General features: G+C 73.1%; 15 protein-coding genes and 1 tRNA gene. 6 read left to right on the top strand and 10 right to left on the bottom strand.

The genetic code is table 11. From position 1 onward, the window contains the following. Positions 1 to 67: 67 nt before the first annotated feature. On the bottom strand, positions 68 to 1666 hold the full coding sequence (locus ACJA3G_RS10630) for a dynamin family protein (protein WP_406552663.1): 1599 nt from the start codon (positions 1664 to 1666) through the stop codon (positions 68 to 70). A gap of 331 nt (positions 1667 to 1997) precedes the next feature. Here ACJA3G_RS10630 and ACJA3G_RS10625 point away from each other — a divergent pair. After that, positions 1998 to 2073, top strand: a tRNA-Arg gene (locus ACJA3G_RS10625). Between the two features lie 277 nt (positions 2074 to 2350). Here ACJA3G_RS10625 and ACJA3G_RS10620 read toward each other — a convergent pair. The 9 genes from ACJA3G_RS10620 to iolC form a co-directional block, all read right to left on the bottom strand. Further along, entirely contained in the window at positions 2351 to 3238 is an 888-nt protein-coding gene (locus tag ACJA3G_RS10620) for an ABC transporter permease (RefSeq protein WP_406552661.1), read from the bottom strand. Next, complete coding sequence (locus ACJA3G_RS10615) at positions 3235 to 5856, bottom strand: alpha/beta fold hydrolase (RefSeq protein ID WP_406552660.1); 2622 nt, start codon at positions 5854 to 5856, stop codon at positions 3235 to 3237. Before ACJA3G_RS10615 ends, ACJA3G_RS10620 begins: the two co-directional genes overlap by 4 nt. 162 nt (positions 5857 to 6018) lie before the next feature. Next, positions 6019 to 6813 carry a maleylpyruvate isomerase family mycothiol-dependent enzyme gene (locus ACJA3G_RS10610; RefSeq protein WP_406552659.1) on the bottom strand — a complete coding sequence of 265 codons (795 nt, stop codon included), beginning with the start codon at positions 6811 to 6813 and terminating at the stop codon, positions 6019 to 6021. 103 nt (positions 6814 to 6916) lie between these two features. After that, a complete protein-coding gene (locus ACJA3G_RS10605; protein WP_406552658.1) occupies positions 6917 to 8314 on the bottom strand; it encodes an APC family permease in 1398 nt (465 codons plus the stop codon). 459 nt (positions 8315 to 8773) lie between these two features. Further along, complete coding sequence (mmsA, locus tag ACJA3G_RS10600) at positions 8774 to 10291, bottom strand: CoA-acylating methylmalonate-semialdehyde dehydrogenase (protein ID WP_406552657.1); 1518 nt, start codon at positions 10289 to 10291, stop codon at positions 8774 to 8776. Positions 10292 to 10305: 14 nt separating this feature from the next. Then, positions 10306 to 12186: a 3D-(3,5/4)-trihydroxycyclohexane-1,2-dione acylhydrolase (decyclizing) gene (gene iolD, locus ACJA3G_RS10595; protein ID WP_406552656.1), complete on the bottom strand. Its 1881-nt coding sequence runs from the start codon at positions 12184 to 12186 to the stop codon at positions 10306 to 10308. After that, a complete protein-coding gene (gene iolB, locus ACJA3G_RS10590) occupies positions 12183 to 13037 on the bottom strand; it encodes a 5-deoxy-glucuronate isomerase (protein WP_406552655.1) in 855 nt (284 codons plus the stop codon). Before iolB ends, iolD begins: the two co-directional genes overlap by 4 nt. A 9-nt stretch (positions 13038 to 13046) precedes the next feature. Then, a complete protein-coding gene (locus ACJA3G_RS10585; protein WP_406552654.1) occupies positions 13047 to 13946 on the bottom strand; it encodes a deoxyribose-phosphate aldolase in 900 nt (299 codons plus the stop codon). Continuing rightward, positions 13943 to 14899 carry a 5-dehydro-2-deoxygluconokinase gene (gene iolC / locus ACJA3G_RS10580; protein ID WP_406552653.1) on the bottom strand — a complete coding sequence of 319 codons (957 nt, stop codon included), beginning with the start codon at positions 14897 to 14899 and terminating at the stop codon, positions 13943 to 13945. Before iolC ends, ACJA3G_RS10585 begins: the two co-directional genes overlap by 4 nt. A gap of 141 nt (positions 14900 to 15040) precedes the next feature. Between iolC and ACJA3G_RS10575 the strand changes: the two genes are divergently transcribed. The 5 genes from ACJA3G_RS10575 to ACJA3G_RS10555 form a co-directional block, all read left to right on the top strand. Continuing rightward, positions 15041 to 15943, top strand: coding sequence for a sugar phosphate isomerase/epimerase family protein (locus ACJA3G_RS10575; protein ID WP_406552652.1), 903 nt, complete (start codon positions 15041 to 15043; stop codon positions 15941 to 15943). Positions 15944 to 15947: 4 nt separating this feature from the next. Next, the gene (locus ACJA3G_RS10570) at positions 15948 to 16967 is read left to right on the top strand and encodes a Gfo/Idh/MocA family protein (protein WP_406552651.1); all 1020 of its coding nucleotides are present in this window, start codon (positions 15948 to 15950) and stop codon (positions 16965 to 16967) included. Between the two features lie 285 nt (positions 16968 to 17252). Then, positions 17253 to 17456: a MarR family transcriptional regulator gene (locus tag ACJA3G_RS10565; protein WP_358832178.1), complete on the top strand. Its 204-nt coding sequence runs from the start codon at positions 17253 to 17255 to the stop codon at positions 17454 to 17456. Between the two features lie 132 nt (positions 17457 to 17588). Continuing rightward, positions 17589 to 17900 carry a heavy-metal-associated domain-containing protein gene (locus ACJA3G_RS10560; protein WP_406552650.1) on the top strand — a complete coding sequence of 104 codons (312 nt, stop codon included), beginning with the start codon at positions 17589 to 17591 and terminating at the stop codon, positions 17898 to 17900. A gap of 115 nt (positions 17901 to 18015) precedes the next feature. Then, positions 18016 to 18211 (top strand): cation transporter (locus ACJA3G_RS10555; RefSeq protein ID WP_406552662.1); only part of this gene is annotated, 196 nt, incomplete at its 3' end.

The following is an 18211-nucleotide window of genomic DNA, read 5'->3' as shown; positions in this document are numbered from 1 at the left end:
TCCCGTTCCGGCCCCCCCGACTCGGGCTGGTCGGCCCCCTGCCGGTCCGTCAGAGCGGTCACCCCGCTCACCTCTCCTTCTGCAGTAGGGACAGCGCGGCGATCAGCTCGGCCTGGGGTTCCGGGGTCACCCGGAGCGCGTCCAGCGGGGCGAGCCGGCGGTCGCGTTCGGCGTTCAGGACGCGGTCGATGTACGACGTGACGAGCTTCCCGCCCTGGTCGCGCAGGTGCAGCGCCCGTTTGGCTCCGATGCGTTCGGCCAGCCGTTCCCCGGCCCTGCGGGCGCGGCGCCCGCCGAGGAGCGAGGCCGCCAGCAGGGCCGCCACGGCCTCGGAGGAGGGCGCGACGGCCCGGTCCATCTCGCGTACCTCCTCCTCGGCCAGCTCCTCCAGGACCCGCCGCCAGCGCCGCACGGCGAGCCCGATGCGGTCCCCCGCCTCCCGGTCCCGTACGCGCCGGACCAGCTCGGCGGCGGCCGGTTCGCGGCCCCATGCCTCGCGCACCCGTTCGTCGGCGGCGGCAGCGGCGCAGCCGAGCAGTTCGATGAGGCTCTCGCAGAGGGCCTCCAGGAGCTCGACGGAGGTGGCGTCCCGGGGATACGCACGCCAGCGGGTCAGCGCGTCCCCGGCGAGCACGCCCCCGGCCTGGAGCCTGCGCCGCACCCGCGCCCCTTCCCGCTCGTACGCCTCCTCCACCGCCGTCGTCATCCGTACGGCGGCGGCGTACTGGGCGGCGACCGCGGAGGCGAGCTCGGGCATCCGGGCGTTGAGCGAGTCGATGACCCCGACGGCGGTACGGAAGACGGCCTGCTGGCGGGCGGCCGGGTCCTGGGCCCGGTGGGCGAGCCACTGGCCGAGCGCGGCGACGGCGGTGGCGGGCAGCAATCCGCTTCCGCCCCCGGCCGATTCGGGCAGCTCGGGGATGGTGAACCGGGGCACGTCACCGAGCCCGGCCTTGGTCAGGAGCGCCGCGTACTGCCGGGAGACCTCACCGATGACCTGGTGCGGCACCCGGTCGAGGACGGTGATCAGCATGGCGTCGTACTCCTTGGCGGTCCGCAGCAGATGCCAGGGGACGGCGTCCGCGTACCGCGAGGCGGTCGTCACCATCACCCAGATGTCGGCGGCGCAGATCAGCTGGGCGGCGAGCAGACGGTTGCTGACGATCAGTGAGTCGATGTCGGGCGCGTCGAGCAGGGCGAGCCCGACGGGCAGGTTCCGCGAGGTCTCGACGCGCAGCGAGTTCTCCGCGTCGTTGCCCCCGATGCCCTCGTCGAAGTCCGCCTCGTCGTTCTGCTGGGGCAGCCAGACGCGGGTGAGCTGGGGCAGGACGCGGATCTCGGTGAACCAGTGGTGGTCGTCGGGGTGGCAGACGAGTACGGGGGTGCGGGTCGTCGGCCGCAGCACACCGGCCTCGCTGACCCGTCGCCCCACAAGGGAGTTGACGAGGGTGGACTTTCCGGCGCCGGTGGACCCGCCGACGACGGCGAGCAGGGGCGCCTCGGGATCTCTGAGCCGGGGCAGCAGATAGTCGTCGAGCTGTGCGAGCAGTTCGCCCCGGGTCTGCCGTGCGCGCGCCGCCCCCGGGAGGGGAAGCGGAAGACGCACGGCGGCGACCCTGTCGCGCAGGGCGGAGAGTGCGTCGATCAGCTGAGGCCGTACGTCCAAGGTCACCACATGCGAAGAATGCCCAATTTTGGCGGCTTTTTGAAGCGTATGGAAGCCTTCGCGCGCCGATCGGACACATGGGACAGACGGGAGGAGTGGGACGCAGGCATAACGAGTGCACAACACCCGGCCCCGCGAGCGTCAAAAGCGCTGCATGTTCCGCGCTCGCCTGCGATTATCGGTTCGCTTCACCGAACCTCCACATCGTGCCACGCAGGTGAAGCAACCGGGGCGAGGTGAGAGGAGCCCTATCCTTGTCCCCGGCAAGGTCACGGCCCGGAGCCGAGCTCCGGATCACAGCCTTGCCCGCCCGGGGGCTCCAGGCCATCCGGCCCCCGTAGCTCAGTGGATAGAGCAGGCGCCTTCTAAGCGCTTGGCCGCAGGTTCGAGTCCTGCCGGGGGCGCCACTGCCGTGCGGTGTCGGGCCCTCCCCTTCGGGAGGGCCTCTTTGCTGGTCAGCCGCAACCTAGCGAGTGGGCCGTAGAGGCCGCGTAAAGCGCCGCCCGGTGGGCCGGGAGCGTATCCGGCGCCCCGACCGGCTGTTCCGGACTCCTGGGGGCGCCCAGGGCTACGCGGTGACGGGACATCCCCTCACCACATACCCCCGTGCGGGTCGTCCCACTCGGCCACCTGCGCCACCCGCGCCACTGGCCCCACCCGCGCGGCAGCGCGCCACCCACCGCCCTACGACACGATGTCCTTCTTCTCGAACCCCCGGAACGCCAGCGCCATCAGTACCAGGGCGTACCCCACCGACACGCCCGCGCCCTGGGCCATGCCGCTCCACTCCAGGTGCGGCTGGAGGGCGTCCGCCCAGGCGAACTGCCAATGGGCGGGCAGGGCCTTGCGCCAGTCGCCCAGGGCCGTGATCGCGTCCAGGACGTTGCCCACGATCGTCAGGCCCACCGCGCCGCCGACCGCGCCCAGCGGCGCGTCCGTCTTGGTGGAGAGCCAGAACGCGAGCCCGGCGGTGACCAGTTGGGAGACGAAGACGAACCCGACGGCGATGGCCAGGCGCGGCAGCGCCTGACCGGCTCCGAGGGAGCCGCCGGTGGGAATCTCCAGCGGGCCCCAGCCGTACGCCGCCGTGCCCACCGCCAGCGCCACCAGCGGCAGCAGCACGATCGCCGCCGCGCTCAGGCCGAGCGCCACCGCCAGCTTGCTCCACAGCAGCCGCGCCCGGGGCACGGGCGCGGCCAGCAGATAGCGCAGCGACGACCAGCCGGCCTCCGAGGCGACCGTGTCCCCGCAGAACAGCGCGACGGGCACCACGAGCAGGAAGCCCGCCGAGACGAACAGGGCGGTCGCCGCGAAGTTCGCCCCCGACGCCGTCGCCGTGTCGATCAGGGTGATCCGGCCGTCCCGCCCGGACGGCGTGCCGCCGATGGCGAAGGCCGTGACCAGGATGAACGGCAGCGCGGCGAGGATGCCGGCCATCACCAGGGTGCGCCTGCGGCGCAGTTGGCGCGCCGCTTCCACCCGTAGGGGCAGGGTGCGGCGCGGACGGTAGCCCGGGGCGGTCGCCCTCAGGTCGGGCATCGCCCCGGACCCGGTGCGCGTGGGCGCGCTCATGCCGCTCCTCCGATCAGGGTCAGGAAGGCGTCCTCCAGGCGGCGGTGCGGGCCGACGCCCGTCAACGGCACGTCCAGGCGGACCATTTCGGCGATCAGTTCCATGGCCGATGCGCCCTCCAGGCGCACCAGCATGCCGCCGTCGGCCGGCGTCGCCGCGCCCACGCCGGGCAGGGCAGCCACCTTGTCGGCCAGCACCTCGGTGACCGGGCCGTCGACGGTGACCAGCAGCATGTCGCTGCCGCCGGTGATCTCGGCGACCGGGCCCGCCTGAACGAGCCGGCCGCGGTCCATGACCACCAGATGCGTACAGGACTGCTCGACCTCGGAGAGCAGGTGGCTGGAGACGATGACCGTACGGCCGCCCTGGGCGTAACGGATCATCACGTCCCGCATCTCGCGGATCTGCGGCGGGTCGAGGCCGTTGGTCGGCTCGTCGAGGATCAGCAGGTCCGGCAGGCCGAGCATGGCCTGGGCGATGGCGAGACGCTGGCGCATGCCCTGCGAGTACGTCCGCACGGCGCGCTGGAGCGCGTCGCCCAGGCCCGCGATCTCCAGGGCCTCCTCCATGTGGGAGTCCTCGGCGGGGCGGCCGGTGGCCTGCCAGTACAGCTCCAGGTTGGCGCGGCCGGACAGGTGCGGCAGGAAGCCCGCGCCCTCGACGAACGCGCCGACGCGGGAGAGCACCGGGGCGCCCGGCCGGATGGCGTGGCCGAAGACGCGGATCTCGCCGCTGTCGGGGCGGATGAGACCCATCAGCATCCGCAGGGTGGTGGTCTTGCCCGCGCCGTTGGGCCCGAGCAGTCCGAGGACCTGGCCCTTCTCCACGCGGAAGGAGAGGTCGCGGACCGCGTACCGGTCGGTGGACTTCGCGTACTTCTTCGTCAGACCGGTGATCTGGAGCGGGACCTCGGCAAGCTCCGGGTCGGGCGCGGGGGCCGTGGCGCGGCGGGTGGCCAGCAGGCCCAGCGCGATCACCGCGCCCGCGAGCGGCAGCCCCCAGGCCCACCAGGGCACCCCGGCGGGCTCGGTCTTCACCCCGGGCGCCGTCGGCACCTTCAGCGAGCCGTCCACAAGCGCCACCTTGTACGTGCCCGGCTCGGCCGGGGAGGCGTAGCCGAGGTCGGTGGCGGCGACCACCAGGCGCAGCCGGTGGCCCGCCTCCACGTTGTGGTCGACGGCGGGCAGGCGGACCTCGACCTCCTTGCCCTCCTTGGCGCCGTCCACCCGGACGGGAGTGACCAGTTGGGCGGGGAGCACCTGCTGCTTGCCGCCGGGGCCGACGTCGTACACCTTGGCGAAGAGCACCGCGTCGTCGGCGCTGGAGGTGACCTTGAGCCGGACCGTGGGCGAGCCGGTGACGCGCAGGCCGGGCCTGAGCGGCTCGGAGTCGAAGCGCGCGTACTGCCCGGGGAAGTCGATGGACAGGCCGCCCACGCCGAGCGAGGACAGGCCCGCGAGGCCTCCGCCGACGCCGGGCACGGCCGAGATGGCGGGCGGGGCGGCGCCCGCCGGGTTCTGGAAGGTCTGCTCGCGGCCGGTGAGCCGCACCGCGCGCGTGCCGTCCGACAGGCCCGGGTAGCTGCCGCTGGTGGCGCCGCGCAGTTGGGCGGCACCGTCGGTGGAGCTGATGCCTCCGGTCCTGGTGACCCGGAAGGCGGAGCCGGTGGAGGCGTTCTTGTCGCCCTTGAGGTAGTGGTCGAACCAGGAGGTGATCCGGGCGGCGGTCCGGCCGGACTCGCGGTCGCCGCCGTCGTGGCCGCCGGTGATCCAGTCGACCGCGACCGGGGCGCCGTTGGCGCGGATTTGCCGGGCCATGGCGTCGGCCTGGCCGAGCGGGAAGAGGGAGTCGCTCTGGCCCTGGACGATCAGCGCGGGCACCTTGATGCGGTCGCCCACGGCGGACGGGGAGCGGGCCGCGAGCAGGTCGCGCGCCCCGGCGTCCGGCCTGCCGCTGACCGCGACCCTCTCGTACATCTCGCAGAGCTGTTTCTCGAAGGTCTTGCAGCCGCCGCCGGTGGAGAAGAAGATGCCGGCCCACAGCTTCTTGAAGACGCCGTCGGGGAAAAGCGCGTCGGCCAGGTTCCAGTACGTGATCTGGGGGGCGATCGCGTCGATCCGCTTGTCGTGACCGGCTGCCAGCAGGGAGATCGCGCCTCCGTAGGACGCGCCGGTGACGCCGACGCGCGGGTCGCCCGCCGCGTCGAGCCGCACCTCGGGGCGCCGGGCCAGCCAGTCGACCAGCCGGGAGACGTCCTTCACCTCGAACGCCGGGTCGTTGAGGCCGATCTCGCCCGTGGAGTCGCCGAAGCCGCGCGCGGACCAGGTCAGCACGGCGTAGCCCTCGCGCGCGAGGTCGCGCGCCTGGGCGCGGACGTCGTCCTTGCTACCGCCGAAGCCGTGGCCTAGAAGGACGGCGGGGCGCTTCTTCTTCGCGTCGCCCGCCGTGAAGTACGACGTGTCGATCTTCGCCCCGGGCATCTCCATCACCCGGTCCTCCTGGTGCACCGCGGGCGCGCCGCCCGCGCCGGTGGCCGTCCACACGCCGGCACCGGCGAGCACCACGAGGGCGGCGGCCACCCCGGCCGCCGCCCTCCCACGAGGTCTGCGCAGTCTCATGCCTCCACGGTAAGCGCCGGGTCCGACAACCGGACCTGCCGCCAGGTGGAGGCCGGGGTGTACTCGCGGCGTACGGGCGGCCGTTCCCGTACCGCAGCGGCAGTACGGGGCGCGGGCGCCCAGCGACGGCCGGGCGGGCGCCCGGCGTGGCCCGGCGGGTGCTCAGCCGAAGGAGGCACGCTCCAGCCAGAAGTCCAGGAGCCCGGCGTCGCCCAGGACCTCGACCCGGGGGCTGTCGGCGGGCAGCCTCCGGTAGAAGACGCTCAGGACGTCGGTGAGCGGGCCGCGCAGGGCCACCGTGGCCTTCTCGTGGGCACGCCGCCAGCTCACCCCGTCCTCGCCGAGCTCGATCAGCCACTCGGCGCCGGGGGTGTCCGTGGCGTGCAGGTGGATGCTGCGGCCGGGGCCGCGCAGTTCGGCGGCGGCCGGGGCCAGCCGGGCGGCCTGGACGTAGGTGACGATCTCCAGCCACTCGTCGATCGTGTCCGCGGCGACCTCCGGTGCGAGCACGTACTCGGCGCCCACCGCGAGGGCCGCGTCCGCGCGGTGGACCACCGTCTCGTGGGTCATCCGGCGCGCCCAGAACCCGGCGGTCGCGTCGCCCGTCCAGGACCAGGCCGCCTGGTCGGGCCCGGTGGTGCGCAGGACGTCGGCGCAGAGGGCGGCGCCCTGGCCCAACCAGGCGTCCAGCGCCTCCGGTTCGTCCTTCTCGGGGCCGTCGTAGTCGGGCACGCGCTCCTGCGGGACGGCGGTGGTGGATTTCGTGCGGACGATCTCGGCGATCCAGCGGTGGGCGCCGCCGACGTGGACGGCCAGCTGCCTGAGCGTCCAGTCGGGGCAGGTCGGTACGGTCGCGGAGAGATCGGCGCCGGCCAGGTGCGACACCAGCGCGTCGGTCTGGCGCAGGATTTCGGAGCAGTAGAAGTCGTGGTCGAGCGGCGTGTGCGCGGCAGTCATACCCCAAACCCTAGGCGGGGCACGCCCGTTGCGTCCCGTGGCAGGACCGCCGGATCCGGACAGTCCGCCACCGGGTCCGGGCGGTCCCCGCCACCGGGCCGCGTCAGGTCTGCTCGTCCTCCGGGATGCTCACCAGCCACCGCGTCTCGCGGCGCGGGCGCAGGTAGAGCGCCCAGTAGAGGGTGGCGACGGCCGTTATGCCGCCGGTCCACAGCAGGTAGCGCGTCTCCTGCTGGGTGAGGATGTACGCGAGGACGACGATCAGGACCACCGGGACGGCGGGCCACAGCGGCATCCGCCAGGCCGCGGTCTCCCGGTGCCCGCCGCGGCGGCTGAGCAGGGCGGCGACGGCGACCAGCAGGTACATACCGGTGACCGAGACCCCGGTGACGCCGTAGAGGGTGTCGAGGTTGACGAAGCACAGGGCGGCGCCGGGGACGCCGACCAGGAGGGTGGCCACCCACGGGGAGCCGAAGCGGCCGAGGCGGGACAGGGCGCGGTTGACCGGCTCGGGCCAGGCCTTGTCGCGGGCCGAGGCGAACAGGACGCGGGAGTTCTGGATGACCATGACGATGCCCGCGTTGACGATGGCGAGGGCCACGCAGAGGCTGACGAAGGTGCCGACGGCCGAGTTGGACCAGGCGGTGACCATGCCGCTGATGTCGCCGGAGGTGAGCGCCGAGAGGTCGGAGGCGCCCAGGGTGATGGCGACGACGGGGACGAGGATGACGGCGGTCGAGATGGCGAGGGTGGCCAGCACGGTCCGGGCCACGTTGCGGCGCGGGTGCTCCAGCTCCTCGGAGAGGTAGACGGCGGTCGAGAAGCCCTGGGTGATGAAGAGGGCGATGGCGAGGCCCGAGACGACCATCATCGCGGTGACCGTGGAGTGGCCGCCGCCGTCGGCGGCGACCGTGCCGTGGACGAGGGTGGAGGCGCCGCGCTCGCTGTGGGCGAAGCCGAGGACGGCGACCAGGGCCGCGGCCACCACTTCGAGGACCAGGAAGATGCCGGTGATCCAGGCGTTGGCCCGCAGGTCGAGCAGCCCAGCGAGGGTGGCGAGCAGCATCACGCCGCCGCCGGCGACGGGGGCGGGGATGTGGACGAGCGGCGCCAGGTAGTCGGCGGTGCCCATGGCGATGACCGGGGGGACGATCATCACGACGAGCAGCGAGAGGACGAAGACCAGCCAGCCCGCGAGCCGTCCGGCCAGCGTGGAGACCATGGCGTACTCGCCGCCCGCGCTGGGGATGAGGGTGCCCAGCTCCGAGTAGCAGAACGCGACGCCGACGCAGAGCAGCGAGCCGATGGCGATGGTGAGCGCGGTGTAGGTGCCGAGGCTGGAGAAGAGGTCGGGCACGACCACGAAGAGGGTGGAGGCGGGCGTCACGCAGGAGAGCGTGAGCAGGGTGCCTCCCACGACGCCGATGGAACGCTTGAGCTTCTTGGGGGCTTCGCCCGTGGCCGGGGAGAGGACGTGGGGCGGGCTGAGCGTTTCGGTCATCGATGTGCGTCCGATCGGCGGGTGGGGGTGTGAGCGGGGAGCGCTATCGACCTCCGGGTGGTGCTCCGGGGCCCGTCCGGCCCCGGTGGTGAGTGGTGGGTCGCTCCCGGGCCGCCATTTCAATCTCCACTCGATCCGCAGGTCAATAGCTGTTCACCTACGGAATTCGTTGCTCCGGGACGCTTATGGAACTGATACGGCGTTAAGAGCGCAACAAAAGCGCAATGTTCGGCCGCTACGGGAACCGCAGCCGCCGCGCCGAAAAAAATTGCGGGATTCCGTATACCGGACCGCCTTTGGCACCCCGTGCCACACCTGCGGTTACCCCTGGTCACCGGCCGGCGCCGGCCGGTGGGCCCGCGGGGACCCCGCCGGCCCGGGAAAGGCGGCGGCCCGYACGGTGGGGGAGACCGTACGGGCCGCTTCGAAGGGCCGGGCCGGGGGTCGGCCGGGCCGAGGTCAGTGGTTGCGCGGGAAGCCCAGGTCGACGCCGGCGGGCGCGTCGGAGGGGTCCGGCCAGCGGGTGGTGACGACCTTGCCGCGGGTGTAGAAGTGCGTGCCGTCGTTGCCGTAGATGTGGTGGTCGCCGAAGAGCGAGTCCTTCCAGCCCCCGAAGGAGTGGTAGCCCACCGGCACCGGGATCGGCACGTTGACGCCGACCATGCCGGCCTCGACCTCCAGCTGGAAGCGGCGGGCCGCGCCGCCGTCGCGGGTGAAGATCGCGGTGCCGTTGCCGAACGGCGAGGCGTTGATGAGCGCCAGGCCCTCCTCGTAGGACTCCACGCGCAGCACGCACAGCACCGGTCCGAAGATCTCGTCCCGGTAGGCGTCGGCGGAGGTGGGTACCTTGTCGAGGAGCGAGAGACCGATCCAGTGGCCGTCCTCGTATCCCGCGCCCTCATAGGTGTACGCCGAACCGTCCAGGACGACCTCGCAGCCCTGGGCGGCGGCGCCGGTGACGTAGGAGGCGACCTTGTCGCGGTGGGCGGCGGTGATCAGCGGGCCCATCTCGGAGGCGGGGTCGGTGCCGGGGCCGATCTTGATCTTCTCGGCGCGCTCGCGGATCTTCGTCACCAGCTCGTCGCCGATGGCGCCGACCGCCACAACGGCCGAGATGGCCATGCAGCGCTCGCCCGCCGAGCCGTACGCGGCCGAGACGGCGGCGTCGGCCGCCGCGTCGAGGTCGGCGTCCGGCAGGACCAGCATGTGGTTCTTGGCGCCGCCGAGCGCCTGGACGCGCTTGCCGTGGGCGGAGGCGGTGGTGTGGATGTGGCGGGCGATCGGGGTGGAGCCGACGAAGGAGACGGCGGCCACGTCCGGGTGCTCCAGGAGGCGGTCGACGGCGACCTTGTCGCCGTGGACGACGTTGAAGACGCCGTCGGGCAGCCCGGCCTCGCTGAGCAGCTCCGCGATCTTCATCGACGCCGAGGGGTCTTTCTCGGACGGCTTGAGGACGAAGGTGTTGCCGCAGGCGATGGCGAGCGGGAACATCCACATCGGCACCATCGCCGGGAAGTTGAACGGCGTGATGCCCGCGACGACGCCCAGCGGCTGGCGGATCGACGCCACGTCCACCCGGCTGGCGACCTGCGTCGACAGCTCGCCCTTGAGCTGGACGCTGATGCCGCAGGCCAGGTCCACGATCTCCAGGCCGCGCGCGACCTCGCCGAGCGCGTCGGAGTGCACCTTGCCGTGCTCGGCGGTGATCAGCTCCGCGATCGCGTCGCGGTTGGCGTCCAGCAGGGCGCGGAACTTGAAGAGCACCGTCGTGCGCTGAGCCAGCGAGGACTGGCCCCAGGTGGCGTACGCCTCGCGGGCGGCGGCGACCGCCGCGTCCACCTCCTCGACGCTCGCGTAGGCGACCTGTGTGGTCACGGCCCCGGTCGCGGGGTCGGTGACCTGGCCGTACGAACCGGAGGCGCCCGCAGCCCTCTCGACGGGCTTACCACCGATCCAGTGGTTGACGGTCTTCGTCATGGCAGGAAACTCCTTCAGAGATGGCGGCGTCGGGCTGCGACTTGCCGGTCGTACTCCTCGCGCGCCTCGACCGCCGACGAGCGGGTCGCGGTCTCGGCCACGGGAACATCCCACCACGCCTGCGCCGGGGGCGGGCCCGACACAGTGTCTGCCGTTTCGGTCTCGGCGTAGACACATGTGGGACGGTCCGCCGCGCGGGCCGTGGCGAGGGCTTCGCGCAGGTCACGGACGGTCCTGGGGCGCAGCACGGCCATCCCCAGGGAGGCCGCGTTGGCCGCCAGGTCGACCGGCAGCGGCTCACAAGTGAAGCTCCCGTCGGGCGCCCGGAAGCGGTAGGCCGTCCCGTACCGCTCGCCGCCCACCGACTCCGAGAGCCCGCCGATCGAGGCGTATCCGTGGTTCTGGAGGATCACCACCTTGATGGGCAGGTTCTCCTGCACCGCCGTGACGATCTCGGTGGGATTCATCAGATACGTCCCGTCGCCGACCAGCGCCCACACCGGCCGGCCGGGTGCGGCGAGCGCCACGCCGATCGCGGCCGGGATCTCGTAGCCCATGCAGGAGTAGCCGTACTCGACGTGGTACTGGTCGCGCGAGCGGGTGCGCCAGAGCTTGTGCAGATCGCCGGGGAGCGAGCCCGCCGCGTTGATCAGGATGTCGTCGCCGGTGACCAACGTGTCGAGGACGCCGAGGACTTGGGCCTGGGTGGGGCGGGCGTCCTCGTCCCCGGGGGTGTACGCGGCGGTGACCCGCTCCTCCCAGGCCGCCTTGGCCTCGCCGTACGCGGCAGGGTACGCGGGCGCGACCCGGTGCCCGTCGAGGGCCCGTGTCAGGGCGTCCAGGCCCGCGCGGGCGTCCGCGACGAGCTGGATCGCGCCGAGCTTGTGGGCGTCGGCGCCGTTGACGTTGAGCCCGACGAACCGGACCGAGGGGTTCTGGAAGAGGGTCGAGGAGGCGGTGGTGAAGTCGGTCCACCGGGTGCCGACCCCGAGGACGACATCGGCCTCGCGGGCCAGCGCGTCGGCCGTGGCGGTCCCGGTGTGGCCGATCCCGCCGACGTCGCACGGGTGGTCGTGGGGCAGTGAGCCCTTGCCCGCCTGGGTGGCGGCGACCGGGATGCCGGTCCGCTCGGCGAAGCGGCGCAGCGCGTCCTCGGCGCGGGCGTGGTGGACCCCGCCGCCCGCGACGACCAGCGGCCGGCGGGCGGCGCGCAGCAGCTGGACGGCCGCGTCCAGCTCGTACGGGTCCGGCTCCTGGGCGCGTACGTGCCACACCCGCCGCCGGAAGAACTCCTCGGGCCAGTCGTACGCCTGCGCCTGTACGTCCTGCGGCAGCGCCAGGGTCACCGCCCCGGTCCTGGCCGGGTCCGTGAGCACGCTCATCGCGGCGAGCGCGGCCGGGACCAGCGCCTCGGGGCGGGTGATCCGGTCGAAGTAGCGCGAGACGGGCCGCAGGCAGTCGTTGACCGACACATCGCCCGCGTAGGGGACTTCGAGCTGCTGGAGGACCGGATCGGCCGGACGGGAGGCGAACACGTCGCCGGGCAGCAGCAGGACGGGCAGGTGGTTGACGGTCGCCAGGGCCGCGCCGGTGACGAGGTTGGTGGCGCCCGGACCGATCGAGGTGGTCACCGCGTGCGCCGAGAGCCGGCCGGACTGGCGGGCGTAGCCGACGGCCGCGTGCACCATGGCCTGTTCGTTGCGGCCCTGGAGGTACGGCATGTCGCTGCCCGGCTCCAGGAGCGCCTGGCCGATCCCGGCGACGTTGCCGTGGCCGAAGATGCCCCACGCGGCGGTGATCAGGCGCTGCTCGGTCCCGGCGCGGGAGGTGTACTGGCGGGAGAGGAAGGCGAGCAGCGCCTGCGCGGTGGTCAGACGCCTGGTCGTACCGCTCATCGGTAACCCTCTGTGTAGTCGGTGTGGCCGGGGTGGAAGCTGATGCGCCACTCGCGTTCCCTGCCCGGCCCCGCCATCACGTTCAGGTAGTACATGGGGTGTCCGGGCGCGGCGATCGAGGGCCCGTGCCAGCCGTCGGGGACGAGGACGGTGTCGCCGGTGCGGACCTCGGCGAGGACATCGGCGCCGCCCGGGCGCGAGGGCGACACGCGCTGGTAGCCGAAGCCGTCCGGGGAGGCGAACTCGAAGTAGTAGATCTCCTCCAGCTCCGACTCCCGCCCGGGCACGTGCTCGTCGTGCTTGTGCGGCGGGTAGGAGGACCAGTTGCCGCCCGGGGTGATCACCTCGACGGCGATGAGCCGGTCGCAGACGAAGGCGTCGGCGGCGGCGAAGCCCCGGATCTCGCGGGCGCTGACGCCCGAGCCGCGCTGTTCGAGGGGTACCTCCGGCGCGGGGCCGTGGCGAGCGGGGAGTCGGCGCTCGCATCTCGCCCCTGCCAGTGCGAAACGGCCTCCCGCGCCGGAGGCGATCTGTGCGTGGGCGTCACGGGGGAGGTACGCGAAGTCGGTGACTCCGGCGAACACGCTCTCCCTGCCCCGCAGTTCCAGGGTCCGGTCCTCGGTGCTGCCCTCTGTCCGGGCCTCTACGTGTACGGTACAGCCACCGCTGAGGGGCAGCAGGATCCACTCGCTGTCGCCGGTGGCGAAGGCGTGCTCCGCGCCCGGCGCCAGCTCCAGGACCCGCAGCGCCGAGTAGCCCCAGCCGGCCCGCTCCGGGCCGATGTCCAGGGCGTACGCCCCGTCGGCGGCGGATCCGGCCCGTACGAACAGTTCGTCCTTGCGCTCGTCCATGCCCGATCCCTACCCCTTCAGCAGCCCGGCGGCGATGTCGACCGCGCCCGCCACGTCGCCGTCGGCCGGATAGAGCAGGGTGCGCCCCGCCACCAGCCCCTGCACGGTGGGCAGGCTCAGCGCGCCGCGCCACTTCTCGTACGCCGCCTCCTGTTCCCCCGGCGTCCTGCCGGTGTCCCCGCCGAGCAGCACGGCGGGCAGCGTGGTGGTCGCCATCACCCGGGCCATGTCGTCGGGATCCTCGGTGACGGGCACCTTCAGCCAGGTGTACGCCGAGGTGCCGCCCAGACCGGAGGCGATGGCGAGCGAGCGCGTCACGGCGTCCGCGCCCAGATCGTTGCGGAGCCGTCCGTCGCGCCGGTGACAGATGAACGGCTCCACAAAGACGGGAAGCCGACGTTCCGCCATCGCGTCGATGGCGCGGGCCGCCGTGTGCAGGGTGTCGAGCGAGCCGGGGTCCTCGTAGTCGAGGCGGAGCAGCAGCTTGCCCGCGTCGAAGCCGAGCCGGGCGAGGTCCTGGGCGCGGTGGCCGGTGAAGCGGTCGTCCAGTTCGAAGGCGGACCCGGCGAGCCCGCCCCGGTTCATCGACCCCATGACGACCTTGTCCTCCAGGGCCCCCAGGAGCAGCAGGTCCTCCAGGATGTCGGCGCTGGCGAGCACCCCGTCGACGCCGGGCCGCGACAGCGCCAGACAGAGCCGGCTCAGCAGGACGGACCGGTCGGCCATGGCGAAGGCGTCGTCGCCGACGGCGAGCGCGCCCCGGGCGGGGTGGTCGGCGGCGACGATCAGCAGCCGCCCGGAGCCCCGGACGAGCGGGCGCCGGGCGCGCCGGGCCGCCGCCTCGGCGACGGCCTCGGGGTGGCGGGTGCGGACCCGGGCGAGTTCACCGGGGCTGACGTGGACGCTCACGGCGCTCCCCCCGCCAGGACGCGTTCGACCTCGGCCGGGTACGGCATCGCGGAGGAGCAGGCGAGGCGGGCGGCGACGATCGCGCCGGCGGCGTTGGCGTACCGCATCAGCCGTCCGGTGTCCCAGCCGGACAGCAGTCCGTGGCAGAGCGCCCCGCCGAACGCGTCCCCGGCGCCCAGCCCGTTGACCACCTCGACGGGGACGGGCGGCACCTCGGCGGCGCCGCCGTCCCGGTGGAGGGCGAGCACCCCCTCGGGCCCCTGTTTGACCACGGCGAGCTCGGCCCCGGCGGCGAGCAGCGCCCGCGCGGCGGCGTGCGGCTCGCTCTCCCCGGTGGCCACCGCGCACTCCTCCAGGTTGCCGACGGCCACGGTGGCGTGCCGCAGGGCCTCGCGGTAGTAGGGGCGCGCCTCCTCGGGGTTCCCCCAGAACATGGGCCGCCAGTCGAGGTCGAAGACCGTGGTGCCCGCGCGCGCCCGGGCGGCCAGCGCCGCCAGCGTGGTGGACCGGCTCGGCTCGGCGCTCAGACCCGTCCCGGTGACCCAGAAGATCCGCGCCGCGCGGATCGCGTCCAGGTCGAGGTCCGCCTCGTACAGCTCCAGGTCGGGGGCCTTGGGCGCGCGGTAGAAGTACAGCGGGAAGTCGTCCGGCGGGAAGATCTCGCAGAAGGTGAGCGGGGTCGGCAGGCCCGGCACGCTCTTCACCCAGCGGGCGTCGACCCCGAACGCGCCCAGCTCCTCGCGCAGATACGTCCCGAAGGGGTCCTCGCCGGTGCCGGTGACCACGGCCGTGCGGCGCCCGAGCCGGGCCGCCGCGACCGCCACGTTGGAGGGCGAGCCGCCGAGGAACTTGCCGAACGAGGTCACCTCCGCGAGCGGCACGCCGGTCTGGAGCGGGTAGAGGTCCACCCCGATCCGCCCCATGGTGATCACGTCGTACGGAACCGCCTCCATGCAACGCCCCCTTCATCGGCGACCTCAGGGCCAGTCCGGCCGACCCAGGTCTAACGGGCCCGGACCGACCCTGTCAATCTTTTGTCCTGACATTCGGACGTAGCCTTGACACCGTTCCGGCGCCCCCGGAAGGCTGCTCCCATGACGACGGCCAAGACTCGCATCCGGATCGGTTCGGCCCCCGACTCCTGGGGCGTCTGGTTTCCCGACGACCCCCGCCAGGTTCCGTGGACCCGCTTCCTCGACGAGGTCGCCGGGGCCGGATACGGGTGGATCGAACTCGGACCGTACGGCTACCTCCCCACCGACCCGGCGCGCCTCGCCGACGAGACCGCGCGGCGCGGCCTGCGGGTCTCGGCCGGGACCGTCTTCACCGGACTGCACCACGGCCCGGCGGTGTGGGACACCACCTGGGAGCATGTGGCGGACGTGGCGGAGCTGACCCGGGCCACCGGCGCCGGGCACCTGGTCGTCATCCCGGCGTTCTGGCGCGACGACAGGACCGGCGAGGTGCTGGAGAGCTCCACCCTCAGCGCCGCCCAGTGGCGCGACCTCGCCGGGCAGACCGAACGGCTCGCCCGCGAGGTGCGCGAGCGCTACGGACTGCGGATCGTGGTGCACCCGCACGCCGACACCCACATCGACAGCGAGGAGAACGTGGCCCGCTTCCTCGACGCCACCGACCCCGACCTGGTGAACCTGTGCCTGGACACCGGGCACTACGCCTACTGCGGCGGCGACAGCGTCAAGCTCATCGAGACCTACGGGGAGCGGCTCGGCTACCTCCACCTCAAGCAGGTGGACCCGGACGTCCTGGCCCAGGTGCACGCCGAACGGCTGCCGTTCGGGCCCGCCGTGGCCCGGGGGGTGATGTGCGAGCCGCCCGCCGGGGTGCCCGCCCTCGAACCGGTCCTGGCCGCGGCCCAGGCGCTCGACGTCGACCTGTTCGCGATCGTGGAGCAGGACATGTACCCCTGCGACCCGGACCGCCCGTTGCCCGTCGCCACGCGCACCCGCGCGTTCCTGCGCTCCTGCGGGGCGTGACCCGATGGCCGCCGCACCGCTCGGGATCGCCGTCATCGGCACCGGGAAGATGGGCGCCGACCATGTGCGCCGCCTCACCACCGTGACCGGCGGGGCCCGGGTGGCCGCCGTCGCGGACATCGACGCCGAGCGCGCCAAGGAGGTGGCCGGCCCGGTCGAGGGGTGCACCGCCCACACCGACCCGGCCGCCGCGATGGCCGCGCCGGGCGTCGACGCGGTCCTGATCGCCTCCTCGGGCCCGGCCCACGAGTCCGCGCTCCTGGAGGCGTTCCGGCGCGGGCTGCCCGTGCTGTGCGAGAAGCCCCTCACACCCGATCCGGCCGGGGCCCTGCGGGTCCTGGAGGCCGAGACCCGGCTCGGACGGCGTCTGGCGCAGGTGGGGTTCATGCGGCGTTACGACGCCGAGTTCCTCCGCCTCAAGGCGCTGCTCGACGAGGGCGGCCTCGGGCGCCCGCTGTTCCTGCACTGCCGCCACCGCAACGCCTCCTCCCCCTCGTTCTTCACCACCGAGATGCTGATCCGCGACTCCGTGGTCCACGAGGTCGACGCGGCCCGCTGGCTGCTCGGCCAGGAGCTCACCGCCGTCCAGGTGCTGCGCCCGCGCCCCTCCTCGTACGCGCCCGAGGGTCTCGGCGACCCCCAGCTCGTGCTCTTCGAGACGGCCGGGGGCGCCGTCGTCGACGTCGAGATCTTCGTCAACTGCGGCTTCGGGTACGAGGTGCGCTGCGAGGCCGTCTGCGAGCGCGGGGCCGCCTCCGTCGGCGACGGGACCGGCCCGGTCGTGCGCTCCGGCGGACGCTGGGGAGGCGAGCTCCCGCAGGACTTCACGACCCGCTTCGCCGACGCGTACGACCGCGAGGTGCAGGCGTGGGTCGACGCCACCCGGCGGGGCCGCGTCGAGGGCCCCGGCGTCTGGGACGGCTATATGGCGGCCGTGGTCTGCGAGGCGGGCGTACGGGCCCAGCGCTCGGGCGCACGGGTGGCCGTGGAACCGGCACGGGAGCGGCCAGCGCTCTACGCGTAACGGGCGGGACGTGGCGGGCGGGACCGGACCGGACCGGGCCCATGGCAGGGGGCACACCCTCGGCCATGGGCCCGCCCCATTCGCCGCTCCCGTCACAACTACCCCTTTTCTGTCACAGATGTCTCCATTACACGGGTCTTGCGTCACAGAGAGTCGACAGCCGCACTCCCGCCTTCACTCTCCGTCGTTCAACGGGCACAGGCTGAGTGATCGTCAACTGTCCGCGCCCAGCTCCCCCGACGGCCGCCAGACCGCCGCTGCGGCGCACGCAGGGAGGTGCCCACCATGACCGACCGACGGCTCTGGTCGTACAAGGAGATCGCCGCGCACATCCGCGTCCAGCCGGACACGGTCCGCTCGTACCGCAAACACGGGCTGCTGCCCGCCCCGGACCTCGTCGAGAACGGCAAGCCCTTCTGGTACGCCGACACCATCCGCACCTGGGTCGCACGCCGGCCCGGGAACCGTGGCCGCAAGGGCAACGACTGACTGGGGAGTCCGTGCGCGGGGTATTGGATTTATACCCCCCAGGGGTATAACGTGAAGCCTGTCAGCGGGTCCCGGCCTTCTCGTGACCCCCTGGTGCACCATGGAATCCGTACCCCCGAAGAGGAGAAGTCCATGACCGCCGAGACCGAAGCCGCCGCCAGCACGACCGGCTCCTGCTGCTCGCCCGCCGGCTCCTGCCACAGCGAGGGCCCGGCCGACGTCCAGGTCGGCTCCGTCACCACCGTCTACAAGGTCTCCGGCATGACCTGCGGGCACTGCGAGGGCGCGGTGTCGGGCGAGATCGGCGAGATCGCCGGCGTCGGCTCGGTGAAGGCCGTCGCCGCGACCGGTGAGGTGACCGTCGTCTCGGCGGCGCCGCTGGACGAGGAGGCCGTGCGCGCGGCGGTCGACGAGGCCGGCTTCGAGCTGGTCGGCCGGGCCTGAGCGGCCCGTTCTCCCTCTTCCGGGCCGTACGACGAGCGCGTCCGCGCCGTACGGCCCGGTCTCTTTTTCAGGAGCCCACGTGGAAACGAACCTGGTCGAGCTGTCCATCGGCGGTATGACCTGCGCCTCGTGCGCGGCCCGTATCGAGAAGAAGCTGAACCGGATGGACGGGGTCGAGGCGAGCGTCAACTACGCGACGGAGAAGGCGAAGGTCACCTTCGTCGACGGCGTAGAGGTGGCGGGTCTCGTCGCGACGGTCACCAAGATGGGGTACACCGCCGAATCACTGGCTCCGCCCCCGCCGGCGCCCC

Source organism: Streptomyces sp. YS-3 (genome assembly GCF_045257485.1).
Classification (GTDB): Bacteria; Actinomycetota; Actinomycetes; order Streptomycetales; family Streptomycetaceae; genus Streptomyces.
The sequence above is the reverse complement of the archived record's forward strand: the minus strand, read 5'-3'. Positions and strand labels throughout refer to the sequence as shown.